The organism is Pseudomonas sp. FW305-3-2-15-C-LB1, assembly GCF_058787615.1.
This window is the reverse complement of record NZ_JBYSZX010000016.1, coordinates 89,722-115,742: the sequence shown is the minus strand read 5'-3', so window position 1 is coordinate 115,742 and position 26,021 is coordinate 89,722. Positions and strand designations below refer to the sequence as shown.

Below are 26,021 nucleotides of genomic sequence, written 5' to 3'. Positions count from 1 at the left end.
CAGACAGGGCAACACTGAGCTGGCAAACCTGAACCCATCATTCAGAGGAGCCGGCCAATGCCTGCGACCCGTATCTGGTTAAAAAAACCCCTCGCGATTTTCACGGCCAACGGCCTCGACGCCCGTGGCGGCCTGGTGCTGCAGGACGGTGTGATCACCGAGGTGCTGGCCCAGGGCCAAGAACCCACGCAGCCCTGCGCACAGGTGTTCGATGCCCGTGAACATGTGGTCCTGCCGGGGCTGATCAACACCCACCATCACTTCTATCAAACCCTGACCCGCGCCTGGGCACCGGTGGTCAATCAGCCGTTGTTTCCCTGGTTGAAGACCCTGTACCCGGTCTGGGCACGGCTCACCCCGGAAAAACTCGCACTGGCCAGTAAAGTTGCGTTGGCCGAACTGCTGCTCTCGGGCTGCACCACGGCGGCAGACCACCACTACCTGTTCCCCGAGGGCCTGGAAAACGCTATCGACGTGCAAGTGCAAAGCGTGCGCGAATTGGGCATGCGCGCCATGCTGACCCGCGGTTCCATGAGCCTGGGCGAGGCCGACGGTGGCCTGCCGCCGCAACAGACGGTGCAACAGGGCCAGGTCATCCTCGAAGACAGCCAGCGCCTGATCCGTGAATACCACCAGCGTGGCGACGGCGCGCAGATCCAGATTGCCCTGGCGCCCTGCTCGCCGTTTTCCGTCACCCCGGAAATCATGGAAGCCAGCGCTGAACTGGCCAATCGCCTGGATGTGCGCCTGCACACCCACCTGGCGGAAACCCTCGACGAGGAGGATTTCTGCCTGCAACGTTTCGGCCTGCGTACCGTGGATTACCTGGACAGCGTCGGCTGGCTCGGTCCGAGCACCTGGCTGGCCCATGGCATTCACTTCAACCCGGATGAAATCGCGCGCCTGGGCGCTGCCGGCACCGGCATCTGCCATTGCCCAAGCTCGAACATGCGCCTGGCGTCCGGCATCTGCCCGACCCTGGACCTGCTCGCGGCCGGCGCGCCTATCGGCCTGGGTGTGGACGGTTCCGCGTCCAACGACGCGTCGAATATGATCCTTGAAGCGCGCCAGGCTTTGTACATCCAGCGCCTGCGTTACGGCGCGGAAAAGATCCCCCCGGAAGGTGTGCTGGGTTGGGCGACCAAAGGTTCGGCGCAGTTGCTGGGGCGTACGGATATCGGTGAGTTGGCCGTAGGCAAGCAGGCCGACCTGGCGCTTTTCAAGCTCGACGAGCTGCGCTTCTCCGGTAGCCATGATCCGATTTCGGCGTTGCTGTTGTGCGGCGCCGACCGTGCGGACCGGGTAATGATCGGCGGCAAATGGCGCGTGATCGACGGCCAGGTCGAAGGCCTGGACCTCAAGGGCCTGATCGCCGATCACACCCAGGCTGCGCGTCAGTTGATCGCTGGCTGATTACAACCCCAACAGCGACAGCATGATAAAGGTCGCAAACAGCACGAAATGGGTCATCCCTTCGATGGCGTTGGTTTCGCCATCGTTGAGGTTGATCGCGCTGACGATCAGCGTGATAAATACCATCACGGTCTGCACCGGCGTCATCGCCATCTGGAACGGCTGCCCGGTGTAGAGCGCCATCGCCTCCATCACCGGCACCGTCAGGATCACCGTCGACAGCGAAGCACCCAGCGCGATATTCACCACCGACTGCATGCGGTTCGCCAACGCCGCCCGCAACGCGGTCAGAATCTCCGGTGCCGCCGAAATGGCCGCGACCACGATCGCCGTGATCACCGGCGGCGCGCCTGTGCCTTCCAGGCCCAGGTCCAAGGTCTTGGACATCACCTCGGCCAGTGCACCGATCACTATCACCCCAAACACCAGCGTGCCAATGGAAAACGCCAGGTTGACCGCCGGCGCTTCCTGTTCTTCCGGCAGTTTCTTGCGGCGCTTTTCCGGGTAGCTGTAGCTGAAGAAGTAACTGTGCGGCCCAACCTGCATACGCAGGAACAGGGTGTACAACACCACCATCGCGCCAATGGTGAAGGCCGAATAGATTTTCCAGTCGGCTTCGGGGATAAATTCCGGCACCACCATCGACACACCCATGGCGGTGAGGATCATCACGCTGTAGGTGCGTGCCGAGTCATCGTTGTAGGACTGTTCACCATGCTTGATGCCGCCCATCAGCGCGGCCAGGCCGAGGATCCCGTTGATGTCGAGCATCACCGCAGAATAGATGGTGTCGCGCACCAGGGTGGGCGATGGCTCATTGCTCATCATGATCGCCAGGATCACCACTTCCACCAGCACGGCGGCGAGGGTGAGGATCATGGTGCCGTAGGGATCGCCGACTTTTTCCGCGAGCTGCTCGGCGTGATGGGCCACGCGCATCGACGCCACCACGATAAAGCCGATCAGCACCACACCGGCCAGCAGCGCCGTGATTTGGCCACTATGGAGCATCCAGTGCTCCAGCGGATAGGCAGCGATGGCGGCAATCAGCGCCAGCAGCATGAATTTTTCTTGCTTGAGGGATGTGAGCATTCCGGGCCTTTTAGTACGGCAAATCAGTCATTGATGGGGTACAGACTGCGCCAAGCCGCTAACGTTTCGTTACACCTTAGTTCACAAGGCCCTTGCGTGAATGCAACGAAAGCAATCCTGCTGGTCAGGTTTTGCCGATTATTTCAGCCATGGCCTGTAGAATGCCTTCATTGCACCTGATGAGAATTTAGAAAATGTACGATTGGCTCAACGCCCTGCCCAAGGCTGAACTGCACCTGCACCTGGAAGGCTCGCTGGAGCCGGAGTTGCTGTTCGCGCTGGCCGAGCGCAACAAGATTGCGCTGCCGTGGAACGACGTCGAAACCCTGCGCAAGGCCTACGCCTTCAACAACCTGCAGGAATTCCTCGACCTGTATTACAAGGGCGCCGACGTGCTGCGCACTTCCCAGGATTTCTACGACCTGACCTGGGCCTATCTGCTGCGCTGCAAAGCGCAGAACGTGATCCACACTGAACCCTTCTTCGACCCGCAAACCCACACCGACCGTGGCATACCGTTCGAAGTGGTACTCAACGGCATCGCTGCGGCGCTGAAAGATGGCGAGCAGCAACTGGGGATCACCAGCGGCTTGATCCTCAGCTTCCTGCGCCACCTGAGCGAAGCCGAAGCCGAAAAAACCCTCGACCAAGCCCTGCCGTTCCGCGACGCGTTCGTGGCCGTGGGCCTGGACAGCTCGGAAATGGGTCACCCGCCAAGCAAATTCCAGCGTGTGTTCGACCGTGCCCGCCACGAAGGCTTCCTCACCGTCGCCCACGCCGGTGAAGAAGGCCCGCCGGAGTACATCTGGGAAGCCATCGACCTGCTGAAAATCCAGCGTATCGACCATGGCGTACGCGCCATCGAAGACGAGCGCCTGATGCAGCGCATCATCGACGAGCAGATCCCGCTGACCGTGTGCCCGCTGTCCAACACCAAGCTGTGCGTATTCGACGACATGGCCCAGCACAACATCCTCGACATGCTCGAGCGTGGCGTGAAGGTGACCGTGAACTCGGATGACCCGGCGTACTTCGGCGGTTATGTCACCGAGAACTTCCACGCGTTGTACACCTCACTGGGCATGACCCAGGACCAGGCCAGACGCCTGGCGCAAAACAGCCTGGATGCGCGACTGGTCAAACCGTAATACCCGTGGGAGCCGGCTTGCCGGCTCCTGCACAGTCAATGCCTGGACCATCACTCAGGCACGGCCAACCGGCTGATCGCCCTGCGCCCGATGGCACTGACCTGCAAGGCCTGGGACTCATTGCTCACGCAGATCCAGCTCGACTGCAAAAACAGTTGCAACAACCCCGCCCCCAACGCACCGCCCAGGTGCGGCTGCTGCTGGCTCCAGTCAAAGCAGTTACACACCAGCGGCGACGCCAATGCCTGGGTAAAAATCCCCAGTTTTGCCAAGTGCTGGGCGCCCTTCACCGTGACATCGGGACGCTGTTCGTAGCGCTCGATCCAGCCTGCGTCCAGCAGATGTTGATACAACTGCGCCCCCAACTCGCCACCAAGGTGCCCATGGCACAAACGGGCATGACGTAACGACGGCGGAGCAATCAGGGTCGGCGGCAAAGCATCCGGCGCGCTGCGCGCAGCGCAGGCCATGGTGGTCCTGGCCAGAGCATCGATGGCTGCACTGACATCCGGCGCCGCCACGCGAAACAGGCGCTTGCCACGCCTGGCTTCCACACGCAGCAAACCGCCTGCGGTCAGTCGCGCCAGGTGCGCATGGGCAGAGGTCGTGGACAAACCGGCGAACGTCGCCAACTCTATCGGTGACTTGGCTGAACCGTCCATCAAGGCCCACAGCATGGCGGTGCGCTTGGGCTCGGCGAGCAAGCTGGCGATCTGACTGATGCAAGGTGCTGCTTCCATCTTTTCACTCCCTGTTGGCTTATTTTTCTACTAATGTGGGAGCCAGAGTATAGGGGCGCAAACCACCGGTTCCACGGCGTCTGACAGCGCGGATAGGGACAGGACCTGAGTGAAATTTCCTGCTCTGATGGAAGGCGCTACGTCGCGCTCAATCGCTCCGGCCATTGAGCGGTCAACGTCGCACAGCGAGATACGAGCATTTCCCGCAACAGGTTGATGGGCTTGCTCAGTTGCGCACGATGGGCACACAGCAGATTGAGCGGCGTGCGCTCACCACGCAGCTCCGGCAGGATCAGGCGCAAGCGGCCCGCGAGCACATCGGTGCTGACATCCAGCCAGGATTTGTAGGCAATCCCCACACCCGCCACCGCCCAACGACGGACCACGTCGGCATCGTCACTGAAGCGGTCCCCCGTGACGGTCAAGCTCACTTCACGTTTGCCGTCGTGGAGCGTCCAGTGGTCATGAACCCGGCTTCCGAGCATATAGAGCAGGCAATTGTGCTGGGCCAATTGCTCCAGGTGCCGTGGCTGACCATAACGGGCGAGGTAGCTGGGGGAGGCACACAGCACGCGAACATTCTCCGGCGCAACCGGCAGCGCGATAAGGCTCGAATCCTCGGGCTCACCATAGCGCAGGGCAATATCCACCGGCTGGCGAAACAGGTCGGCAATCCGATCACCCAACAGCAGACGCACGGTAAGTTGCGGATACTCACGCTGAAATTCATCCAGCCACGGCAGCAACTGGTTACGCCCGAAATCCGACGGGGCGGACAGCTGCAGCACGCCGCTGACATGGTCCTGGCCGCTGGCCAATAAACGGCGCCCCTCGTCCAGTGAACTCAACGCAGCACGGGCATACTCCAAAAAGCCCTCGCCTTCGGCCGTCAGGCGCAAGCTGCGGGTGGAACGCGCCAGCAAGCGCGCGTCCAGTTGCTGTTCGATACGCTTGAGCGCGGCGCTGGCCACGGCGGGCGACAGGTCCATCACCCGTGCCGCTGCGGACAGGCTGCCGAGGTCCGCCGCCCGTACAAACAACTGCAAATCATCAAAGCGCAGCATGTGTTCCCGCCCATTATCAAAATTTTATTGAAACAGACTGCTGTTTTAGCCGCTTTTATCTGCGCGGGAAATAGCCAATCATCTGTGCATCCCGTTCATCACGTGTCTGGAGTTGACTATGTCCACCGCCTTTAACGTCATTGCCACGCTGATCGCCAAACCCGGCCAACAAGCCACCCTGGAACCCTTGCTGCGCGGCCTGCTGGAACCCACGCGCCTGGAGGCCGGTTGCGAACAATACGACCTGCACCAAGACCTGCAACACCCCGAGACCTTCTACATGCTCGAACGCTGGAGCGACGAAGCGGCGCTCGCCGACCACGACCAGAGCGCGCATATCCAGAGCTTTCGCACCCAGGCCGCTGATGTAATCGAACACTTCGAACTCAAGCGCCTGAAATTTCTCGCCTGATCATCGCCCTTTTTCCGGAGCCATCATGAAAGCCATTGCCTACTACGCCTCACTGCCGATCAACGATCCAAACGCCTTGCAAGACATCGAGCTGCCAGCGCCCGTCGCCGGCCCGCGTGACCTGCTGGTGGAAGTCAAAGCCATCTCGGTCAACCCGGTGGACACCAAGGTGCGCCAGAACGTCGCCCCGGAAAACGGCGCCGCCAAGGTGCTGGGCTGGGACGTCGCCGGTGTGGTCAAGGCCGTCGGCAGCGACGTGACGCTGTTCAAGACCGGTGACAAGGTGTTCTACGCCGGTTCCCTGGTGCGCCCAGGCGGCAACAGCGAACTGCACACCGTGGACGAGCGCATCGTCGGCCATATGCCGAAAAGCCTGGGCTTTGCCGAAGCCGCCGCGCTGCCACTGACGGCGATCACCGCCTGGGAGCTGCTGTTCGAACGCCTGCAAGTGCGTGAGGGTAAACAGGATGAAGGCCAGAGCCTGCTGATCGTCGGTGCCGCCGGTGGTGTGGGCTCGATCCTGACCCAATTGGCCAGCCAGCTCACCGCCTTGAAAGTGATCGGCACCGCTTCGCGCCCGGAAACCCAGGCGTGGGCCAGGGACCTGGGCGCCGAGCTGGTGATCGACCACAGCCAACCCTTGAGCGAAGCGCTGAAAAGTGCCGGCCACCCGCACGTGACCCACGTCGCCAGCCTGACCCAGACCGATCATCATCTGGACCAGCTGGTCGAGGCTCTGCAACCCCAGGGCAAGCTGGCGCTGATCGACGATCCCAAGGCGCTGGACGTCAGCAAGCTCAAGCGCAAAAGCCTGTCGTTGCATTGGGAGTTCATGTACACCCGCTCGATGTTCGAGACGCCGGACATGATCGAGCAGCACAACCTGCTCAACCGCGTGGCCGAACTGATCGACGCCGGCACCCTGAAAACCACGGTGGGCGAACACTTCGGCGTGATCAATGCGGCCAACCTGCGCCGTGCCCATGCGCTGCTGGAAAGCGGCAAGGCCAAGGGCAAGATCGTGCTGGAAGGGTTCTGAAAAAACGGCTGTCAGCGTCGTCCATTATTCATGTGAGTAATGGACGACACCGCTAGTCAGAGAGTTGATCCTTGTCATATTTGTGAGCGTATTCGGGTTTATATTGGCCGCCTTTGCCACGATTCTTTTACGTGAGGAAGTCAGCAATGAAGATCCTGATAAAAGCGTTAGCAAAATCCGCAGGCAATAAATGGCAGGTGCGTCTCGACCAGGACGCCTTCACCTTCCGCACCGAGGCCGAGGCCCGCGCCTTTGCCGACACCCTGCAAGCCCGTATCCAGGCCCCCCACCGTTTCCCCATCAGCCAGCAACGTTCTGCCGCTGGCTGACCCGCTCTTCAGACCTGCGCCTGCAAGGCCCGTTTGCGTTGCAGGCGCTGGGTCGACATCGCAATCGTCACCGCCAGTACACCGCACAAGCTGATGACCATGGCCATCGGCATCGCCGTGCCGTCGTGCAACACGCCGACCAACGAAGCAGCGCCGGCGGCCACGCCAAACTGAATGCAGCCGAGCAACGCCGAAGCGCTACCGGCCCGTGCACCCTGCCCGCTCATGGCGCAGGCCGAAGTGTTAGGCAGAATGCAGCCCAGGCTGGCAATGCAGATAAACAGCGGCACCAGCAATGGCCACAATGCATCGGTGCGCAATGCCGCGATACCCAGCAACGTCAACGCCGCCAACAGGTAGACCCACACACTGCGCGACAGCAGGAACGCCGGGCCGCGCTTGGACAGCAGCCGCGCATTGACCTGCGCCACGAGGATAAAACCCGCCGCGTTGGAGCCGAACAGCCAGCCGTAATGCTCGGCCGGCACGCCATAGAGTTGGATAAACACGAACGGTGAACCGGCGATGTAGGCAAACATCCCGGCAATCGAAATGCCACCGGTGAGGGCATACCCGAGGTAGACGCGGTCCGACAACAAGGCCGCATAGCGACGCAACGAGCCGGACAACGGCTGGCGCGGCTGATGGGCCGGAAAGGTTTCCGGCAACCCGACGGCGACCGCGATGGCCGCCATTACGCTGAATATCGACAGCGCCAGGAAAATCGACTGCCAGCCCCACAGCCCCACCATCAACCCACCGGCCAGCGGCGCGAGGATCGGCGCCAGGCCAGTGACCAGCATCAGTTGGGAAAAGACTTTGGCCGACCCCACCGCGTCGCATTTGTCGCTGACCACGGCACGGGAAATCACCATGCCCGCGCAGCCGCCCAGGGCCTGCACGAAACGCGCGCCAATCAACCATTCCAGTGAAGGCGCAAAGGCGCAGGCGAAGGAGGCCAAGGTGAACAAGGTGACGCCGCTGAGCAGCGGACCGCGCCGACCAAAGCGGTCAGCCAATGGACCGTAGATCAACTGGCCGATGGCCAGGCCGCCGAAATACACCGCCAGGGTCAGCTGGATGTGTTTTTCATCGGTGGCAAAGGCCTTGGCCATGGCCGGGAAGCCCGGCAGGTAAAAATCGATCGCCAGCGGCGCGAAGGCGCTCAAGGCACCCAGGATCAGGATTATGCGGAGGTTCATCGGGCACCCAAGTGAGTCGACAGCCCGATAGTCTAGCCGCGCTTGGGTGCGTTGAACACGATAGCTCGCTAACTATTGGTCCGCGTCAGGCGAGCTTGGCGCTATAGCCCTCGTCTTTGATTGCCTCGATCACTTGCTCGGCAGACAAGCGGCTCTCGACGCCCACCTCTTTTGCAGCCAGGTCGACCTTCACGCTGGCCGCCGGGTCCTGGTTCTGCACCGCCTGGGTCACCGCTCGAACGCAATGGCCGCAGGTCATTCCTTCAACGCTGAATACTTGCATGACATGACTCCTTTGATGAGGTTGGACCCAGTCTCGACCTTGCCACGATGGCAAGGTCAAGTTCCGGAAGTTTCTGCCGGGCTGGTATTTGGCCGCTTCAAAGGCCAAGCTTCACTCATCTTCGATTCACACCACGGAGCATTCGCCATGCGCTGGTCGTTTTTTGCCCTTGCCGGCCTGATGAGCCTGTCGGCCGCCGCGCCCCAAGCATTCGCCGCAGAAGACTATGCGGTGCTGATCATTTCCCGGGAACGCCTGGAGGTGCCGACCAACTGCGAAATCGGTCTGTACCTGAATGACCAGTTGGCGGGTCGGCTGTTCCAGGAGCAGGCCACCTCGTTCAACCTGCCGGCGGGCAACCTGTCACTGCGCCTGAAGTTACTGCCGGGCCAATCCCCGGGTTGCCTGCCGGGCCTGCTGGCACCGCCTGCGCAGAACATCACGCTCAAGGTCGGTGATGTGCGCAAGTTGCGCATTGCCCAGGGCCCGGACGGCATGTACCTCAAGCCCGCCGCATTGGAATACTGAAGGCGCTTGACCTTCCCCACAGGTCAAGGTTGATGCTAGGGGCAACTTCTCCTGGAGGACTGCCCCATGAATGGATCCACCACCTTTGACCTGCCCATCGGCGGCATGACCTGCGCCAGCTGTGCCGGCCGGGTCGAGCGCGCGCTGAGCAAGGTGCCGGGGGTGCAAAGCGTCAGCGTCAACCTGGCCAATGAACGCGCCCATGTCGAAGTGCTCGGTGTGATGGACCCCGGCGTGCTGATTGCCGCCGTCGACAAAGCCGGCTACACCGCCAGCCTGCCCCAAAGCGAAACCACCACCGATGCCGATCAGGCCCGGCGCCTGCACCGCGAGCGTTGGTCGTTGCTGCTGGCGATCCTGCTGGCACTGCCGTTGGTATTGCCGATGCTGGTGGAGCCCTTCGGCCTGCACTGGATGCTGCCGGCCTGGGCGCAGTTCGCCCTGGCCACGCCGGTCCAATTCATCTTCGGCGCACGCTTTTATATTGCTGCCTGGAAAGCCGTGCGGGCCGGTGCCGGCAATATGGACCTGCTGGTCGCCATCGGCACCAGCGCCGGTTACGGCCTGAGTATCTACGAGTGGCTCACCGCTCACCCAGGCATGACGCCGCACCTGTACTTCGAAGCGTCGGCCGTGGTGATCGCCCTGGTGCTACTGGGTAAATACCTGGAGAGCCGCGCCAAACGCCAGACCGCCAGCGCCATCCGCGCCCTGGAAGCCCTGCGCCCGGAGCGAGCGATTCGGGTACTGGATGGCCGCGAAGAAGACGTCGCTATCAGCGTCCTCAAGCTCAATGACCTGGTGCTGGTGAAACCCGGCGAACGCTTCCCGGTGGACGGTGAAGTGGTCGAGGGTCAGAGCCACGCCGACGAAGCGTTGATCAGCGGCGAAAGCCTGCCGGTGCCAAAGCAACCTGGCGACAAAGTCACCGGTGGCGCCATCAACGGCGAAGGCCGCCTGCTGGTACGCACCCTGGCCCTCGGCGCCGAAAGCGTGCTGGCGCGGATCATCCGTCTGGTGGAAGACGCCCAGGCCGCCAAGGCACCGATCCAGAAGCTGGTGGATAAAGTCAGCCAAGTGTTTGTCCCGGCCGTGCTGGTGCTGGCGTTGATCACCCTGGTGGGCTGGTGGCTGTACGGTGCTTCCCTGGAGACCGCGATCATCAATGCCGTGGCTGTGCTGGTGATCGCCTGCCCCTGTGCCTTGGGCCTGGCCACACCCACCGCAATCATGGCCGGCACCGGCGTTGCCGCCCGCCACGGCATCCTGATCAAGGACGCCGAGGCCCTGGAGCGCGCCCATGAAGTGAGCGCCGTGGTCTTCGACAAGACCGGCACCCTCACCTCAGGCGCCCCGAAAATCGCCCACCTGGTCGCCATGGATGGCAACGAAGCGCGGCTGCTGCAACACGCCGGCGCACTGCAACGCGGCAGTGAACACCCTTTGGCCAAAGCCGTATTGGATGCGTGCAAGGAACAAGGGTTGGCAGTTGCCGATGTGACGGCCAGCCAATCCCTGACCGGACGCGGCATCGCCGGAACCCTGGACGGCCAGTCGCTGGCCCTGGGCAATCGCCGCCTGCTCGAAGAAAACGGCTTGAACGCGGGGGGCCTGGCGGACTCGGCCAAGGCCTGGGAAGCCGAAGGCCGCACGTTGTCCTGGTTGATCGAGCAAGGCGCCCAACCGCGAGTGCTGGGGCTGTTCGCTTTTGGCGATACGCTCAAGCCCGGCGCGCTGGAAGCGGTACGGCAACTCAAGGCCCGGCACATCAGCAGCCATTTGCTCACCGGTGATAATCACGGCAGCGCGCGCGTGGTCGCCGAGGCTTTGGGTATCGACGATGTACACGCCGAAGTGCTGCCCGCCGATAAAGCCGCAACTGTCACTGAGCTGAAGACAACCGGCGTGGTGGCCATGGTCGGCGACGGCATCAACGACGCCCCGGCCCTGGCCGCCGCCGATATCGGCATTGCCATGGGCGGTGGCACCGACGTGGCCATGCACGCGGCCGGTATCACCCTGATGCGCGGCGACCCGCGCCTGGTGCCGGCAGCCCTGGAGATCAGCCGCAAGACCTACGCCAAGATCCGTCAGAACCTGTTCTGGGCCTTTGTGTATAACCTGATCGGCATTCCATTGGCCGCATTCGGCCTGCTCAACCCGGTATTGGCCGGCGCGGCAATGGCCTTGTCGAGTGTCAGCGTGGTCAGCAATGCCTTACTGTTGAAGACCTGGAAACCCAAGGACCTGGAGGATCGACGCCCATGAACATCGGCCAAGCCGCACGCCAGACCGGGCTCAGCGCCAAGATGATTCGCTACTACGAATCCATCGGCCTGCTGAAGCCAGCCCACCGCACCGACAGTGGCTATCGCGTGTACGGCGCGGATGACCTGCACACCCTGGCGTTTATCAAACGCTCGCGCGACCTGGGATTTTCTCTGGAGGAAGTCGGCAGGCTACTGACCCTGTGGCAGGACCGGCAACGGGCCAGCGCCGATGTAAAAGCCTTGGCGCGCCAGCATATCGAGGCATTGAACCAGAAGATTCTTGAGCTGGGGCAACTGCGCGATACCTTGCAGGACCTGGTGGAGCACTGCCAGGGCGATCATCGGCCGGATTGTCCGATTCTCAAGGAGTTGGCGTCCGGAAGCTGCTGCGCCTGACCGAATGTGCACAAATCCAATGTGGGAGGGGGCTTGCCCCCGATTGCAGTGGGTCAGCTACAGATAAGCCGGCTGATCCACCGCTATCGGGGGCAAGCCCCCTCCCACATTGTGATTTCCAGTTATCTGGAAATCACTGCATCCACGGCGGCGGCGGCGGTTCGTCCGGCACCTTGCTCGGCGGCGCATCGTCCGCCGCGCGAATCGCCTGGCGGCGCTCTTCATCCAACCGCGCCGCTTCGATCTCGCGGATCACACCGCCGACGTCTGCCAGTTCTTCCGGCTCGTCGAACTCACCGGTCAACACGCTGGCAGGGTGCAACGTGCCGGCTTCGTACAGCGCCCACATTTCCTTGGCGTACTTGGTCTTCTTCAACTCCGGGGCAAAGCGCCCGAAATAGGAAGCCATGTTGCCCACGTCCCGCTCCAGCATGCTGAACGCGTGGTTGTTGCCCGCCGCATCCACCGCCTGGGGCAGGTCGATGATCACAGGGCCGGTGGGCGTGAGCAGTACGTTGAACTCGGACAGGTCACCGTGCACCAGGCCGGTACACAGCATCAGCACGATCTGGGAAATCAGGAAGGCGTGGTATTCGCGCGCCTGGTCCGGTTCCAGCACCACGTCGTTCAGACGCGGCGCCGCATCGCCGTACTCGTCGGCCACCAGTTCCATCAGCAGCACGCCTTCAAGGAAGTCGAACGGCTGGGGCACGCGGACGCCCGCACCGGCCAGGCGGAACAATGCAGCCACTTCGGCGTTCTGCCAGGCATCCTCGGTTTCTTTCTTGCCGAACTTGGAGCCCTTGGCCATGGCCCGGGCCTGCCGGCTGTTACGGACCTTACGGCCTTCCTGGTATTCGGACGCTTGACGAAAACTTCGTTTGTTCGCCTCCTTGTAAACCTTGGCGCAACGCAATTCGTTGCCGCAGCGCACCACATAAACAGCTGCTTCTTTACCACTCATGAGTGGGCGCAGCACTTCGTCGACCAGACCGTCTTCGATCAGGGGTTCAATGCGTTTAGGAGTCTTCATCAGCTTTTATTGTGGGTCCTGTATTACCAAACACGCGTATGGCACTCGTTATACGGCAATCAGCTCGCCGGTGGGAGAGGCTAGCGACCGTTGATCACTTAAGAATGCATCCAATATGCCAGTTTCAGCGCTCGATGATCGCCGTAACACCCTGACCGCCCGCAGCGCAGATCGAAATCAGCCCACGCCCCTTGCCCGCCGCGTCCAGCAACTTGGCCAGATTGGCAACGATACGCCCACCGGTGGCGGCAAACGGATGGCCGGCGGCCAGGGAACTGCCTTTAACGTTCAAGCGGCTACGGTCGATGGAACCCAAGGGGGCGTCAAGTCCAAGGCGCGTCTTGCAGTAGTCCGCATCCTCCCAAGCCTTGAGCGTGCACAACACTTGGGCAGCGAAGGCTTCGTGGATCTCGTAGTAATCGAAGTCCTGCAGCGTCAGACCGTTCCTCGCCAGCAAGCGCGGTACCGCATACACCGGCGCCATCAGCAGGCCTTCGGCACCGTTGACGAAGTCCACCGCCGCCGCTTCGCCATCGCGCAGGTACGCGAGGATCGGCAGGCCGCGCTCCCTGGCCCACGCTTCACTGCCCAAGAGCACCAACGATGCGCCGTCGGTGAGCGGCGTGGAGTTGCCGGCAGTGAGCGTGCCCTTTGCGCTGCGTTCGAAGGCGGGTTTAAGGGCGGCGAGTTTTTCCAGGGTCAGGTCGGGACGCAGGTTGTTGTCGCGGGTCAGGCCCAGGAACGGCGTGAGCAGATCGTTGTGCCAGCCCTCGGCATAGGCGGCGGCCATTTTCTGGTGGCTTTCCAGGGCCAACTGGTCCTGCTCGGCGCGGGGGATCTGCCAGGTCTGCGCCATCAATTCGCAGTGCTGGCCCATGGACAAACCGGTACGCGGTTCGCCGTTGCGCGGCAGTTCCGGCTTGAGGTGATGGGGACGAAGTTGTAACAGGACTTTTAATTTATCCGCCATGGACTTACTGCGGTTGGCTTGCAGCAAAAGCCTGCGCAGCCCTTCGTTCACCCCGATCGGTGCGTCGGAGGTGGTGTCGACCCCACCGGCAATCCCGCATTCGATCTGGCCCAGGGCGATCTTGTTGGCCACCAGCAACGCCGCTTCCAGGCCGGTGCCGCAGGCCTGTTGAATGTCATAGGCCGGGGTTTGCGGGGACAGGCGCGAGCCGAGCACACATTCGCGGGTCAGGTTGAAATCCCTCGAGTGCTTGAGCACCGCGCCGGCAGCCACTTCACCCAGGCGCAGGCCGTGCAGGTTGTAGCGTTCGATCAGGCCTTCGAGGGCCGCGGTCAGCATTGCCTGGTTGCTCGCCGTGGCATAGGGGCCATTGGAACGGGCGAAGGGAATGCGGTTACCGCCAATGATCGCTACACGGCGCAATTGAGTCATGGAAAGCTCCCTCTGTCTGTTATGGGCTGGATTACTGAGCCTAGTCGAACGACTGCTACCCTGGGATGGTCAACCCTTTGAACCCCAGCCTTCGGAGAGCGTTCCATGTCTGACCGTTATATCGACTTCGCCAACTCTAGCCTCGGCCATCGTCTGGTCGCCGCCATTGGCCTGCCGTCGCCGGTACGCCTGGAACGCTGGCAGGCCGGGCGCCTGCGCCCGGTGGAAGGCGCATTGCTGCTGGGCGGCGGTGCACTGGTCAGCAAGGTGCAGGCGTTCGCCAACAAGCTCACCGACGCGATCTACACCTACGGCGCTGAGACGTCGACGTGGATCCCCGGCCACGGCCCCAAGCTCAAGGCCGTCGTGTTCGACGCCAGCGACTTGCAACACACCGACCAGCTCAAGCAACTGCGCGAGTTCTTCCAGCCGCTGCTGAAAAACCTGGATAACAGCGCACACCTGGTGATCCTCGGCCGTGCGCCGGAAAGCCTCGGCGATCCGTTCGCCGCCAGTGCCCAACGCGCCCTGGAAGGTTTCAGCCGCTCGCTGGCCAAGGAGTTGCGCAACGGCGGCGTGTTGCAATTGCTGTATGTCGGCGACGGTGCCGAAGACCAGTTGGAAGGCGCCCTGCGCTTCTTCCTCTCGCCGAAAAGCGCCTATATCTCCGGCCAGGTGATCCGCCTGGAGGCTTGCACTACACCGGTCGAAGATTGGACACGGCCGCTGGCCGGGCGCAAGGCGCTGGTCACCGGCGCCGCCCGGGGCATCGGGGCATCCATCGCCGAGACCCTGGCCCGCGATGGTGCCGAGGTGATCCTGCTCGACGTGCCCCAGGCCAAGGCCGACCTCGACGCCCTGGCCGCACGCCTGGGTGCACGCACCGTAGCGCTGGATATCTGCGCCGAAGACGCCGGCAACCAATTGATCGAACACTTGCCCAAAGGCCTCGACATCCTGGTGCATAACGCGGGTATCACCCGTGACAAAACCCTGGCAAACATGACCCCGGAATACTGGGACGCGGTGCTGGCGGTCAACCTCAATGCACCGCAGGTACTGACCCAGGCGCTGCTCGACAGCGGCACCCTGCACGACAACGCCCGTGTAGTGCTGCTGGCTTCGATCAGCGGCATCGCCGGCAACCGTGGGCAAACCAACTATGCGGCGAGCAAGGCCGGCTTGATCGGCCTCGCACAGGCCTGGGCGCCGCTGCTCAAGGAGCGCGGCATCAGTATCAACGCCGTGGCGCCGGGGTTTATCGAAACCCAGATGACCGCGCATATCCCGTTCGCCTTGCGTGAGGCCGGGCGACGCATGAGTTCGCTGGGCCAGGGCGGCCTGCCGCAGGACGTCGCCGAAGCGGTAGCCTGGCTGGGCCAACCGGGTTCCGGTGCGGTCAGCGGGCAAGCGCTGCGGGTGTGTGGGCAAAGTCTGCTGGGGGCGTAACCATGCAATGGAAGACGTTAGACAGTGCACCGTCTCTGCCGCCGCTGTATTGGCGTGCGGCCCTCAAGCGCAAGATCACCGGCCGCACGCTGCCCGAGCACGGGTTGCGCTGCCGGGTCAGCATCGACCCCAAGCGGGTAGCGGCCTATCGCAAGGTCTGCGGCTTTGCCGACAGTCCGATCCTGCCGGCGACGTATCCGCATATCCTTGCGTTCGGTTTGCAGATGCAGTTGCTCACCGATAAGAGTTTTCCGTTCCCGCTGCTGGGGCTGATTCACCTGAGTAACCGCATCCGCATTCATCGCCCCCTGGGGGGTGTGAGCGACCTGTCTGTGGCTGTACACGCGCAGAACCTCAAGCCCCACGCCAAGGGCGCAACCTTCGACCTGATCACCACGGTTGAAGACTCCCTCGGCCTGCTGTGGGAAGCTGAAAGCCGCATGTTGTGCCGGGGCGTGAAGCTGGAAGGCGCGGCAGAAGATATCGCCCAATCGCCCCCCGACCAGGTCAGCGAGCTGACCCGCTGGAAAGCCCCCGCCGATATCGGCCGTCGTTATGCGCGAGTCTCCGGTGATTACAACCCGATCCACCTCAGCGCCCTGACCGCCAAGCTGTTCGGCTTCCCCCAGGCCATCGCCCATGGGTTGTGGAACAAGGCGCACACCGTTGCCGCGCTCGGCGAACACTTGCCCGCCGCCAATATCGAGATCGACGTCGAGTTCAGGAAACCCGTGCGCCTGCCCGGTGAAGTGACGTTATTGGCCAGCGCCGCCGGTTCCAGCGGAGAGTTGCGGTTGAAAGGCACGGGCGATATTGAACATATGGTAGGTAAGTGGCGGCCGATCGCCTGAAACAAACAGATTAATTGTATATATACACCCTAAGTAATAGCGGACTTTATGAAGTTCGCTTTTTTATTTAACCAATTGATTTATAACATATATACATCTTGGTACATCCTTTCTCTACACCCTTGGCATTAGTTGCTTAACCGGTACATCGCTGCTGTATATAAATCGTTAATACCAAGTAGAGCATTGAGAGAACGCACCGCCGGGGCTGTTATAGCCGCACGGACAAACGCATCGCTATCCCCAGAAGTAGCGAGCGCTTGAAGACAACCAAGGTTGTACAGGTGCAAGGAACTCAATCATGAAAACTCAAGTTGTGTTTTGGAAAGCAAGTACCGCGCTGGCCCTGGCAGTAGCACTGGCACTCGGCGGCTGCAGCAGCGGTGGTGGTGGGCACAAATCCAGCGTTGCAGCATCCTCCCCGGATGCAGGTGCAGGAACCGGGGGTGGCACGAGTGGCGGTGATGGCAGTGGCACAGGCGGCACGGGTGGCGGCACAGGTGGTGGCACAGGCGGTGGCACAGGCGGTGGCACGGGTGGCGGCACAGGCGGTGGTACGGGTGGCGGCACAGGCTCGGCCAGCACACCTCTGGTCACCGGCCAGATTGTCGGTACCCTGGGCGGCACCGTGGGTAACGTAGGCGCTGCCGTCGGCGATCTGGGGGACACTTTGACCAGCGTCCCCATCGTCGGCACCACCGCAGGAGGCCTGGTCACCGCAACCGGCAATGCGGTCACCAGTATCGGAACCGGCGTCACTGCAGGCCTGGGCTCCCTGGGCACAAACAGCAACTCCTTAGGCATCACCGTGGCGGGTGTAGGTAATGGCGTCGCCGACTTGGGCGACGGCCTTTCGACCACTGGCAGATCGTTGTCGACTACGCTGGGCGGTGTTCCAGTCGTCGGCGGACTGACCGGCGGTGTAGGGGGCGCAGCAGGAGGCCTGGTCGACCAGGTTGGCCAGGCCGTCACCATGCTCGGCGATACCTTGAGTACCGCCAGCACCACCGGCCCGCTGGGCTCGATCACCGGCCGTGTCGGCGCAAGAGTGCTGGTACCCGTGGTGTCGTTGGTGGAAAACACCACCGGCAACCTCGGCAACGCAACCGGTCTGGGAAACCCGGTAAACGGCCTGGTGGATAAGGTCGGTGCCGCAGTCACCGGCCTGGGTGGCCAGGTGGCCAGCGCAGGCGGTACCGGTAACCCCGTCACTGACATCGTGGGTGGCGCATTGACCGGCGTCGGTGGCGTGCTCGACAAATCAGGGGGTTATGTCGCTCCAGCGGGTGGCGCTTCCGCACCTGGCTTGCCGGAGTTGGTGGGTGGCCTGGTGGCAAACGTCGGTAACGGGCTGAACGCTGGCAACACCAACGGCGCGGTCAGCGCAGCAGGTGTCACCGGTGGCGCGCTGGGCGGCACCGTCGCCTCCCTCGGCACGGTCATCGGTGGTACCGGCGTGGCCAACACGGGGGCAACGGCACCCGTCGCAGGCCTGGCAACCAATGTCGGCGCAGCCCTCAATCCGGTGACCTCAGGCGTGGCCAGCCTCACGCAAAACATCGGCACAACCACAGGCGTCGGTGCTCCGGTCAACGGCCTGGTGACCAACGTGGGCGCCGCAGTCACCAACGTCGGGACCACGCTGACCGGTGCAAATGCCAACCCGATCACTCACGCGCTGGGCAATACCGTCAGTGCCGTAGGCGGCACGGTAGGCTCGGTCGGGGGCCTGGTCACTGGAGGTACCGCCAGCAGTGGCGGCCTGCTCGGTGGCTTGAGCGTCGGCGCCTCCGCCAACGGCAGTGCAGGCGCTACCACCAACACCGGTGTAGGCGGTTTGCTCACAGGCCTCACCGGTCAATAGAAATGCACCTGGCCGATTAGACGGCCTCACCTACAGCGCCTACGCTTGGTTGAGACGAGAGCCCCCCAATAAGTCTCTCGTCTTTTTTATGGGGCTTGGCACCATGTTCCTCCCGAACCGAGTCCCAGAACCCGGTGGGCCCGAAACGCTGCTGCAGTTGACCATGGAGTGTCCTATGCGCGTGTTGACGCCGTTGTTATTGCTTTCTCTCAGTGCCTACGCCCAGGCCGAGACCCTTCCCCGCTTCCTCAACAGCAACGACACCATCCGCAACTTGCCAGTGCCCAACCTCCCTGCCGATGCTTATCGACCGGTCACGCCGCAAACCCAGGTGCCTGAAGCACCGCCTACCCAGGGCCAGCCGCTGATGATGGACACCAAGGTGACGATTCGCAAACTGCAGATCGAGGGTGGCACGGTCTACCCTCTCGCCGAGAGCGCCAAAGCCTACGAACCGTTAATCGGCCATGAGACCAACCTGGCGCAGTTGATCGAAGCTACCCGCGGTATCACACGTCGGTACCAACAGGACGGCTATCTGCTGTCCTATGCGTTCCTGCCCCAGCAGAACTTTGAAAACGGCCTGGTGCGCGTGGTGCTGGTGGAGGGCTATATCAAGGATTACCAGCAAAGTGGCGACATCGGCTCGGTCTCGACCTACGTCGACAAGTTGGCCGACAAGCTTCTGGTCGAACGCCCCCTGACCCGCAAGACCTTCGAGCGCTACACCACGCTCATGGGCCGCATCCCGGGCGTCACGTTGCAAGCCCAAGTGCCACCACCCGGTACCACTGACGGTGGCACGAGCATGCACATCACCGCAAGCCGCAAACCCTTCACCAGCAGCATGAGCATGACCGACGACAGCCGTGGTGGCCTGCAGGCCCTGCTTACCGGTACCAGCAACGCGCAGACCAGCATGGGCGAGCAGCTCAACATCAGCGGTCTGCTCCCACCTGGCAAGGATAAAGAGCATTACTACCGCGTGGGCTACAGCCAGTTCGTGAATGCCGAGGGGACGCAACTGGCGCTCGGCGCTGAGCGCTATCGCGCCGATCCCAACACCAGCCTGCAACTGGGCAGCGGCTTCGCGCTCAAGCCGCACCAGGCCATCGATCGCTATTCCGTCGGCCTCAGCCATCCGTTGATTGCCTCACCCAACGAGTCGCTGACCCTGGGCACGCGCCTGTACGCGGTCGACCAGACCACGCGCTACCAACTGGTGGGCTACCCCCAGCGCTTCGACATCGAAACCAACCTGCGCGCCCTGGCCTTTGAAGGTGACTGGCGCAAGGCCGACACGCGCCAGTTACGCATTCTCAGTGCCGGCCTGTACCAGGGGATAGACGGCATGGGTGCCAAGACCCGTAGTGATTTCGAAGGACTCAAGCCGGACCTGGATTTCTTCCGCCTGCGCCTGTCCGGCGTCCAGAGCGACAAGTTCTTCGATAACTGGCAGGGCGTGCTGTCGGGAGCGTTTTACTGGAGTGATGACACCCTGCCCGACAGCGAGCGTGCCACCTTCGGCGGGCAGAACTTCGGGCGTGGCTACCCCGATGACCAAGGTTCCGGCGACAAGGGCTGGGGGTTGGCGTATGAGGTCAACTACAGCTACAACCGCGCCGGTGAGTGGGTGCGGATCCTGCAGCCCTATATCGTGTTCGACCGCGCCAAGTCCTGGTTCAACAACCTGCCGGTCAGGGCCAGCGATATGTCATCTGCGGCGATGGGCCTGCGCTTTGGTGACAACAAGTACTACAACATTGCATTGGAAGCCGCCAAACCCATGTCAGATATTGCGCTGGACAGCTTCAACCGCAGGCCGCGCTACTCACTGAGCTTCAGCTACCAACTGTAATCCCCTATAGAGGCCAGGCTCTAAGGTTTCGCTTTGGGCAGGGGGAAGAGGTTGTTCAACGTATCGATCAACCGCACCAGGTAGATCGGCTTGCGAAACAGGTCCAGCACCTGCAGGCGCAGCATGTCGCTCACATCATCCATTTCGGCATGACCCGACATCACAATCACCGGCAAGTGCGAGCGCGAGGTGTGTTCGCGCAGGCGCTTGATCAAGGAAATGCCACTTTCCTCAGGCATGCGCAGGTCGGTGATGACCAGGGCGATGTCGGGGTGAAGTGTCAATTCTTGCAGGGCGAAGGTGACGGAATTGGCGGTGAAACACACAAACCCTTCGTTTTCGAGGGATTCGGCGAGTTCGATCAGGGCGTCCTCTTCGTCATCCACCAAAAGAATTTGTTGGCGGGAAGTCGAAGAGGCGCTCATGGCTGTACCTGGACAGGAAGAACGTTGATAAGGCGTTTCCACATGGAAAAAGACGCTATCAAGTGGTCATCTTAGTGGCGACGCTGTCGAAGATCGATTTGATCTTAGTTCCCAGCCCAGAACCGGCACCGACGATCACCAATGCAACCATGGCCACAATGATCGCGTACTCAATCCCGGACGCACCGTCTTTGCGTTGAAAAAAAAGTTGGGTTTGGACATACAGCTTCAACATCATGTCAAGGAACATTGGACTTCTCCCTAAAACGCCACTGAAAGCCGGAAAGGCTCTACCACCAGATGATCGCGGCGTGCCATTAGAGCATTGTCAACAAACCCTGGCCTCACAACTGTAAGAACGGATTAATCACAAAGTATTAGTCGCAACGTTGACGCCACAACACCGCAGTTTAAAAGGCCAACTTTCTGCTTCAGATAATTTTTCCCCGCGGTAATGGCATTTCGTCCTAGCTGAGCTACCTTCAAATAGCCAAATCGTTAGATGTTCATCACAGCCAGGTTGCGGATTAACCCGTTTGGATTAACAGGGTGTGCAGTGCAACGGGAAAGGGAGAGCCGTCATGAACAGTCGCATCAGCATGGTCCTGGCCGGCTTGTTGCTGATCGGGGCATTGATTGCCGGGTACTGGGGGCTGGTGTTGAGTCGCGCACCTGAGCCCGTCGCAGCGCCTGCCGCACCTGTCGTTTCCGTTGAAAAAACCCTCGCCGCCGCTGAAGACCAAACCCGCCAGCCGGTGGTCGTCCTGCGGCATGAAGTGCCTGCCTTTACGCCACTGACCGCCGCGGACCTGTCCGTCGAGAAACTGCGCACCGCGCCCGCCGGCAGCCTGACCCAACTCGACCAGGCCATCGGGCGCATACCTCTGAGAACCCTCGGCGCCGGTACCTGGCTCAACGAGGACAGTTTCAACGCCGGCGGCCCCCTCTCGCGCATGATCCGACCCAACGAGCGCGCGCTGGCCGTGGCCGTGGACGAGGTGGTCGGCGCCGCAGGCCAATTGAGCCCCGGCGATTACGTGGATGTGTTGCTGTTCCTGCGCCAGGATGCCGGCAACGCCGAACAGTCGGCCCAGATCGTCCTACCGGCGATGCGCCTGCTCAGCGTCGGTGATCAATTGGGCCTGGCCAACGATGGCCAACCGGCAGTGCCACCCCCGGCTACCGCCGAAGAACGCGCCCAGGCCCTACAACGTCGACTCACCGCACGCACCGTGGTGCTGGCCGTGCCGGAGCCCTTATTAAGCCGCATGATGCTCGCGGCACAAGCCGGGACCTTGCGCCTGGCCGTGCGCAGTGCCGAGGAACAACTGCTCAGCCGCTATTGGGCCGGTGAAGACGACACCGCGCAGAAGCTGGAAAGCGCTAACCGCGACCTTTACCAGTTCACTCAACTGGCGTTGACCGGCCCGCCCAAACCCGTCGTGCCGGCTGGCGGTGGGCCTGGTGTACGGCGTGGCATTGAAGTGATTCGCGGTGCCCAGGCGGCACCACAAACCCCGTGATCGAGCAAGGATGCCTTGAATGAGCCATCGCTACGCACCCATGTTCACGCAACTGGCCTGCGCCCTGATGCTGGCGAGCCTGCCGATCGGCATGGCCCTGGCAGCGCCGGGCAACTGCAGTGCCCTGGGCCAGCTGCCCGCCGTGGTCGAGGTGGGAGAAGGCCTGCAACAGGAACTGCAATCGCCCGTGGCAATTACGCGCCTGGCCATCGGCGATCCGAAAATCGCCGACGTGCGGGTCAACGGTGACCGTAACTTCCTGCTCACCGGTGTCAGCAGCGGCGCCACCAGCCTGCTGGTGTGGACCGCCTGCGCCAGCGCGCCGCGCCAGAGCATGGTGTTCGTCAAGGGCAAGGCCACCTCGGCGCTGACCAGCGTGTCGCTGTCGCCCTCGCAAGACCCGTTGCTGCCCAGCCAGGTGCAGACCGACATCCGCTTTGTGGAAGTCAGCCGTACCAAGCTCAAGGAAGCCAGTACGAAGTTTCTCGGCGTGGGTACCAACTTTTTCCTCGGTAGCCCCAGCCTTCTTTCGCCCTCTGAGGGGGTATTCAAGCTGCCGGTGAGCACGGACAGTTTCAACGTCGGATTTGGCGGCGGCCGGGTCAAGGCCATGATCAACGCCCTGGAGCGCAGCGGCTTTGCCTACACCCTGGCCCGCCCAAGCCTGGTGGCCATGAGCGGGCAGAGCGCATCCTTCCTCGCCGGCGGTGAAGTGCCCGTCCCGGTACCCAGCTCCGGTAGCGATACCATCTCCATCGAATACAAAGAGTTCGGTATTCGCCTGACCCTGACCCCCACCGTGATCGACCGCAACCGCATCACTCTCAAGGTGGCACCGGAAGTCAGCGAACTGGACTACAGCAACGCCGTGCAGATTCAAGGCATCCAGGTGCCGGCCCTGACTGTACGCCGTACCGACACCAGCGTGTCCCTGGCCGATGGCGAAAGCTTCGTGATCAGCGGCCTGATCAGCACCAACAACCGCTCGACCATCGATAAATTTCCAGGGCTGGGCGATATCCCCATCCTTGGCGCATTTTTCCGCGATTCCACGATCAGCCGCGAAGAAAAAGAGCTGCTGATGATCGTCACGCCGCACTTGGTGCAGCCGTTGGCCGCCAACGCCCAACTGCCCTCCTTGCCCGGCGAAAAACTGCGCAACTACGACCCGAACTGGTACCGGCTGTTCTTCCTGGAAAACGGCAACTTCGACCGTCGCAGTGGACTTTCCCAATGAGCGATAGCCTGAGCCAGACCTTCCTCGCCATCACCCGCAACACCACTGACCTTGAGTGGCTGCAGGGGGCCCTCGCACCGCTTGGCCAAGTGGTGAGTGCCGGCACCGGCAGCCTCGACGAACTGTTGGCGCTGGTCGATGTGACCTTCGCCAACCTGGTGTTCATCGGCCTTGACCGCGAAAACCTGGTGGCCCAGAGCGCACTGATCGAAGGGGCGCTGGAGGCCAAGCCCATGCTCGCCGTAGTTGCCCTCGGCGATGGCATGGACAACCAGCTTGTGCTGAATGCCATGCGTGCCGGCGCCCGCGATTTCGTGGCCTACGGCTCACGCTCCAGCGAAGTGGCCGGCCTGGTGCGGCGCCTGAGCAAGCGCCTGCCGACCGTGACCCCCAACGCACAACTGGGCGGCCTGACCGTGCTGTTCGGCACCCAGAGCAACGCCGACGGCGCGATGCTGGCCACCCACCTGGCGCTGGTGGTGCAAAAGAGCGGGCAGCAGACCCTGCTGCTCGACCTCGGCCTGCCACGCAGCGACAGCCTGGCGTTGCTGGGCCTGGAGAGCACGTTCAATTTCGGCGATGCGCTGCGGCATTTGCGCCGCCTCGACACCACCTTGATCAACAGCGCCTTCACCACCGCCCTGGATGGCCTGCGCATCCTGGCGTACGCCACCGGTGACGAACCGCTCAAACTCACCAGCGCCGCCGAGCTGTACATGTTGCTCAGCGCCTTGCGCCAACACTTCCAGCACATCGTCGTGAACATTACCGGACAGCCGGACAGCGAAGCCCTGCGCACCTTTGTCAGCCACTGCGACAAACTGCTGTGGTGCACCGACCAGAACGTGCTGGACTGCCGTCGCAACCTGGCGGTGATCAATCGCTGGCGTGAAAAAGGCATGAAGCTTGAGCATGCCAAACTGGTAGTGGACCGCTACATCAAGGCCTGCGCCCCAGACACCGAAGCCCTGGAAAAGAGCTTCGGCCTCGAATGCGTCGCCGTGCTGCCCCTGAGTGCCGAACTGCGCCTGAATGTGAAAAACCAGGGCCAGACGCTGTTCGCCCTGGCGCCACGCGAACCCTTGACCCAGGCCGTGCGCGCCTTGGGCGAGCGCCTGGCAAAACGCTCCGAGGGTTTGGCAAAACCTTCGATGCGCTGGTTTGAACGCATCCTGGGGTCAGGACGATGAACGGAGAAAAGCTGTTTGGCGGCCCGGCCCGCGCTGCCGGTGGCAACACCGATCACGATGGCCTGAAACTGGTGCTGCATCGCTACATCATCGACGCCATCGAGGAGTCGGGCAAGAACCTGCTCGAAGGCACGCGCCAGTCCCTGGCGCAATTCGTCACCGACAAAGTCTCCGAGTACATCACGCGCATGCGCCTGGCGATTTCGCGCTACGAGACGGAGCGCCTGGCCGAAGAGATCGTTGACGAACTCACTGGTTTCGGCCCGCTGGAGGTGTTGCTGCGCGATCCATCGGTGACCGAAATCCTGGTCAACGGGCCACATCGAGTATTTATCGAACGTGATGGTTTGCTGCACCAGAGCGACCTGCGCTTCATCGACGACCACCACGTGGAGCGCGTGATGCAACGCATCCTCGCACCGCTGGGCCGGCGCCTGGATGAGTCTTCGCCCATGGTGGATGCGCGCCTGCCCGATGGCAGCCGGGTCAATGCGATCATCCCGCCGATCGCCCTGGACGGACCGTGCCTGTCGATTCGAAAATTCCGCAAGGACATGCTCAAGAGCAGCGACCTGGTCGCCATGCAGACCATCGACCAGAGCATTTTCGAGTTCTTCCAGGAGGCCGTGGGCAAGCGCTGCAATATCCTGATCAGCGGCGGCACCGGCACCGGCAAGACCACGCTGCTGAATATCCTCAGCCAGTTGATCAACCCCCACGAACGCCTGGTGACCATCGAGGACGTCGCCGAATTGCAATTGGGCCACCCCCACGTGGTACGCCTGGAAACCCGTCCACCCAACGCCGAGGGCCACGGCGAAGTCAAGTCCAGCGACCTGATCCGCAACGCCCTGCGGATGCGCCCGGACCGCATCATCCTTGGCGAGATCCGTGGTGTCGAAGTGCTCGACGTGATGACGGCGATGAACACCGGCCACGACGGCTCCATGAGCACCGTGCACGCCAACAACGCCCAGGATGCATTGCTGCGCCTGGAAACCCTGGTGGGCCTGACCGGGCGGGTAATCGCCGAAAAAACCCTGCGCCAGATGATCTGCGCCGCACTGGACGTGATCATCCAACTGACGCGCATGCCCGATGGGCGTCGCTGCGTGAGCGAAGTGGTGGAAGTGGTCGGTGTGCGTGATGACGTGTACGTCACCAATACCCTGTTCCGCCTGGACCGGCGTACCGGCTTTGGCTTCCTGCGCGAAGCCCTCAACCCGGCCGGCGACAAACTGCGCCGCGAATCGGCGTTGCAGTCCTAGGGAGC

The 26,021-nt window shown here is 62.3% G+C and carries 25 protein-coding genes; 16 read left to right on the top strand and 9 right to left on the bottom strand.

All coding sequences use genetic code 11. From position 1 onward, the window contains the following. Nucleotides 1-57 precede the first annotated feature (57 nt). Complete coding sequence (locus AC3WP7_RS24850; RefSeq protein ID WP_102593075.1) at nucleotides 58-1,413, top strand: 8-oxoguanine deaminase; 1,356 nt, start codon at nucleotides 58-60, stop codon at nucleotides 1,411-1,413. Here AC3WP7_RS24850 and AC3WP7_RS24845 read toward each other — a convergent pair whose 3' ends face one another. Then, entirely contained in the window at nucleotides 1,414-2,505 is a 1,092-nt protein-coding gene (locus AC3WP7_RS24845; RefSeq protein WP_093514668.1) for a calcium:cation antiporter, read from the bottom strand. 194 nt (nucleotides 2,506-2,699) lie between these two features. On the opposite strand from AC3WP7_RS24845, the gene AC3WP7_RS24840 reads away from it, so the two are divergent. After that, nucleotides 2,700-3,653, top strand: coding sequence for an adenosine deaminase (locus AC3WP7_RS24840; protein ID WP_071491558.1), 954 nt, complete (start codon nucleotides 2,700-2,702; stop codon nucleotides 3,651-3,653). Nucleotides 3,654-3,703: 50 nt separating this feature from the next. On the opposite strand, the gene AC3WP7_RS24835 is transcribed toward AC3WP7_RS24840, so the two are convergent. Together AC3WP7_RS24835 and vimR are read right to left on the bottom strand one after the other, a co-directional pair. Continuing rightward, nucleotides 3,704-4,393 carry an ArsR/SmtB family transcription factor gene (locus AC3WP7_RS24835; protein WP_102593074.1) on the bottom strand — a complete coding sequence of 230 codons (690 nt, stop codon included), beginning with the start codon at nucleotides 4,391-4,393 and terminating at the stop codon, nucleotides 3,704-3,706. 137 nt (nucleotides 4,394-4,530) lie between these two features. Further along, nucleotides 4,531-5,457 carry a transcription regulator VimR gene (gene vimR, locus AC3WP7_RS24830; protein WP_102593073.1) on the bottom strand — a complete coding sequence of 309 codons (927 nt, stop codon included), beginning with the start codon at nucleotides 5,455-5,457 and terminating at the stop codon, nucleotides 4,531-4,533. Nucleotides 5,458-5,575: 118 nt separating this feature from the next. Here vimR and AC3WP7_RS24825 point away from each other — a divergent pair, with 118 nt between their 5' ends. From AC3WP7_RS24825 to AC3WP7_RS24815, 3 genes are all read left to right on the top strand, one after another. Then, nucleotides 5,576-5,869: a putative quinol monooxygenase gene (locus AC3WP7_RS24825; RefSeq protein WP_092250040.1), complete on the top strand. Its 294-nt coding sequence runs from the start codon at nucleotides 5,576-5,578 to the stop codon at nucleotides 5,867-5,869. 25 nt (nucleotides 5,870-5,894) lie between these two features. Next, complete coding sequence (locus tag AC3WP7_RS24820) at nucleotides 5,895-6,908, top strand: zinc-binding alcohol dehydrogenase family protein (RefSeq protein WP_092250037.1); 1,014 nt, start codon at nucleotides 5,895-5,897, stop codon at nucleotides 6,906-6,908. A 146-nt stretch (nucleotides 6,909-7,054) separates the two neighbouring features. After that, the gene (locus tag AC3WP7_RS24815) at nucleotides 7,055-7,237 is read left to right on the top strand and encodes a hypothetical protein (RefSeq protein WP_071491563.1); all 183 of its coding nucleotides are present in this window, start codon (nucleotides 7,055-7,057) and stop codon (nucleotides 7,235-7,237) included. 8 nt (nucleotides 7,238-7,245) lie between these two features. Here the strand turns inward: AC3WP7_RS24815 and AC3WP7_RS24810 are convergent, their stop codons facing one another. Continuing rightward, nucleotides 7,246-8,439: a Bcr/CflA family multidrug efflux MFS transporter gene (locus AC3WP7_RS24810; protein WP_058423620.1), complete on the bottom strand. Its 1,194-nt coding sequence runs from the start codon at nucleotides 8,437-8,439 to the stop codon at nucleotides 7,246-7,248. Between the two features lie 85 nt (nucleotides 8,440-8,524). After that, nucleotides 8,525-8,722 (bottom strand): heavy-metal-associated domain-containing protein, encoded by a 198-nt coding sequence (locus AC3WP7_RS24805; protein WP_092250031.1) that lies wholly within the window; start codon nucleotides 8,720-8,722, stop codon nucleotides 8,525-8,527. Between the two features lie 147 nt (nucleotides 8,723-8,869). Here AC3WP7_RS24805 and AC3WP7_RS24800 point away from each other — a divergent pair, with 147 nt between their 5' ends. The 3 genes from AC3WP7_RS24800 (at nucleotide 8,870) to cueR (ending at nucleotide 11,916) form a co-directional block, all read left to right on the top strand. Then, nucleotides 8,870-9,250 carry a hypothetical protein gene (locus AC3WP7_RS24800; RefSeq protein WP_071491565.1) on the top strand — a complete coding sequence of 127 codons (381 nt, stop codon included), beginning with the start codon at nucleotides 8,870-8,872 and terminating at the stop codon, nucleotides 9,248-9,250. Between the two features lie 66 nt (nucleotides 9,251-9,316). After that, complete coding sequence (locus AC3WP7_RS24795; protein WP_102593072.1) at nucleotides 9,317-11,518, top strand: heavy metal translocating P-type ATPase; 2,202 nt, start codon at nucleotides 9,317-9,319, stop codon at nucleotides 11,516-11,518. Continuing rightward, nucleotides 11,515-11,916, top strand: coding sequence for a Cu(I)-responsive transcriptional regulator (gene cueR / locus AC3WP7_RS24790; protein ID WP_092250025.1), 402 nt, complete (start codon nucleotides 11,515-11,517; stop codon nucleotides 11,914-11,916). Before AC3WP7_RS24795 ends, cueR begins: the two co-directional genes overlap by 4 nt. A gap of 133 nt (nucleotides 11,917-12,049) precedes the next feature. On the opposite strand, the gene AC3WP7_RS24785 is transcribed toward cueR, so the two are convergent. Both AC3WP7_RS24785 and AC3WP7_RS24780 read right to left on the bottom strand, forming a co-directional pair. Beyond that, on the bottom strand, nucleotides 12,050-12,949 hold the full coding sequence (locus AC3WP7_RS24785; RefSeq protein WP_014716761.1) for a PA4780 family RIO1-like protein kinase: 900 nt from the start codon (nucleotides 12,947-12,949) through the stop codon (nucleotides 12,050-12,052). A gap of 124 nt (nucleotides 12,950-13,073) precedes the next feature. Then, complete coding sequence (locus AC3WP7_RS24780; RefSeq protein WP_092250022.1) at nucleotides 13,074-14,351, bottom strand: acetyl-CoA C-acetyltransferase; 1,278 nt, start codon at nucleotides 14,349-14,351, stop codon at nucleotides 13,074-13,076. Nucleotides 14,352-14,456: 105 nt separating this feature from the next. On the opposite strand from AC3WP7_RS24780, the gene AC3WP7_RS24775 reads away from it, so the two are divergent. From AC3WP7_RS24775 to AC3WP7_RS24760, 4 genes are all read left to right on the top strand, one after another. Beyond that, on the top strand, nucleotides 14,457-15,800 hold the full coding sequence (locus AC3WP7_RS24775) for a 3-oxoacyl-ACP reductase (protein ID WP_102593071.1): 1,344 nt from the start codon (nucleotides 14,457-14,459) through the stop codon (nucleotides 15,798-15,800). A gap of 2 nt (nucleotides 15,801-15,802) precedes the next feature. Beyond that, nucleotides 15,803-16,651, top strand: a complete 849-nt coding sequence (locus tag AC3WP7_RS24770; RefSeq protein WP_102593070.1) for a MaoC family dehydratase — start codon at nucleotides 15,803-15,805, stop codon at nucleotides 16,649-16,651. Between the two features lie 301 nt (nucleotides 16,652-16,952). Next, on the top strand, nucleotides 16,953-18,515 hold the full coding sequence (locus AC3WP7_RS24765) for a collagen-like triple helix repeat-containing protein (RefSeq protein WP_172963362.1): 1,563 nt from the start codon (nucleotides 16,953-16,955) through the stop codon (nucleotides 18,513-18,515). Nucleotides 18,516-18,690: 175 nt separating this feature from the next. Beyond that, nucleotides 18,691-20,373 carry a ShlB/FhaC/HecB family hemolysin secretion/activation protein gene (locus tag AC3WP7_RS24760; RefSeq protein WP_102593069.1) on the top strand — a complete coding sequence of 561 codons (1,683 nt, stop codon included), beginning with the start codon at nucleotides 18,691-18,693 and terminating at the stop codon, nucleotides 20,371-20,373. Nucleotides 20,374-20,393: 20 nt separating this feature from the next. Here the strand turns inward: AC3WP7_RS24760 and AC3WP7_RS24755 are convergent, their stop codons facing one another. Then, the gene (locus AC3WP7_RS24755) at nucleotides 20,394-20,798 is read right to left on the bottom strand and encodes a response regulator (RefSeq protein ID WP_071491573.1); all 405 of its coding nucleotides are present in this window, start codon (nucleotides 20,796-20,798) and stop codon (nucleotides 20,394-20,396) included. A gap of 58 nt (nucleotides 20,799-20,856) precedes the next feature. Then, nucleotides 20,857-21,048: a Flp family type IVb pilin gene (locus tag AC3WP7_RS24750; protein ID WP_058423609.1), complete on the bottom strand. Its 192-nt coding sequence runs from the start codon at nucleotides 21,046-21,048 to the stop codon at nucleotides 20,857-20,859. 331 nt (nucleotides 21,049-21,379) lie between these two features. On the opposite strand from AC3WP7_RS24750, the gene cpaB reads away from it, so the two are divergent. From cpaB to AC3WP7_RS24730, 4 genes are read left to right on the top strand one after another with little or no spacing between them, the layout of a single operon-like run. Further along, nucleotides 21,380-22,321, top strand: a complete 942-nt coding sequence (gene cpaB / locus AC3WP7_RS24745; protein WP_093128527.1) for a Flp pilus assembly protein CpaB — start codon at nucleotides 21,380-21,382, stop codon at nucleotides 22,319-22,321. A 19-nt stretch (nucleotides 22,322-22,340) separates the two neighbouring features. Beyond that, nucleotides 22,341-23,558, top strand: a complete 1,218-nt coding sequence (locus tag AC3WP7_RS24740; RefSeq protein WP_092250008.1) for a type II and III secretion system protein family protein — start codon at nucleotides 22,341-22,343, stop codon at nucleotides 23,556-23,558. Further along, nucleotides 23,555-24,748: a CpaE/TadZ family protein gene (locus tag AC3WP7_RS24735; protein WP_071491576.1), complete on the top strand. Its 1,194-nt coding sequence runs from the start codon at nucleotides 23,555-23,557 to the stop codon at nucleotides 24,746-24,748. Before AC3WP7_RS24740 ends, AC3WP7_RS24735 begins: the two co-directional genes overlap by 4 nt. Then, entirely contained in the window at nucleotides 24,745-26,016 is a 1,272-nt protein-coding gene (locus AC3WP7_RS24730) for a TadA family conjugal transfer-associated ATPase (protein WP_092250005.1), read from the top strand. The genes AC3WP7_RS24735 and AC3WP7_RS24730 overlap by 4 nt, the downstream gene beginning before the upstream one ends. Nucleotides 26,017-26,021: the final 5 nt, after the last annotated feature.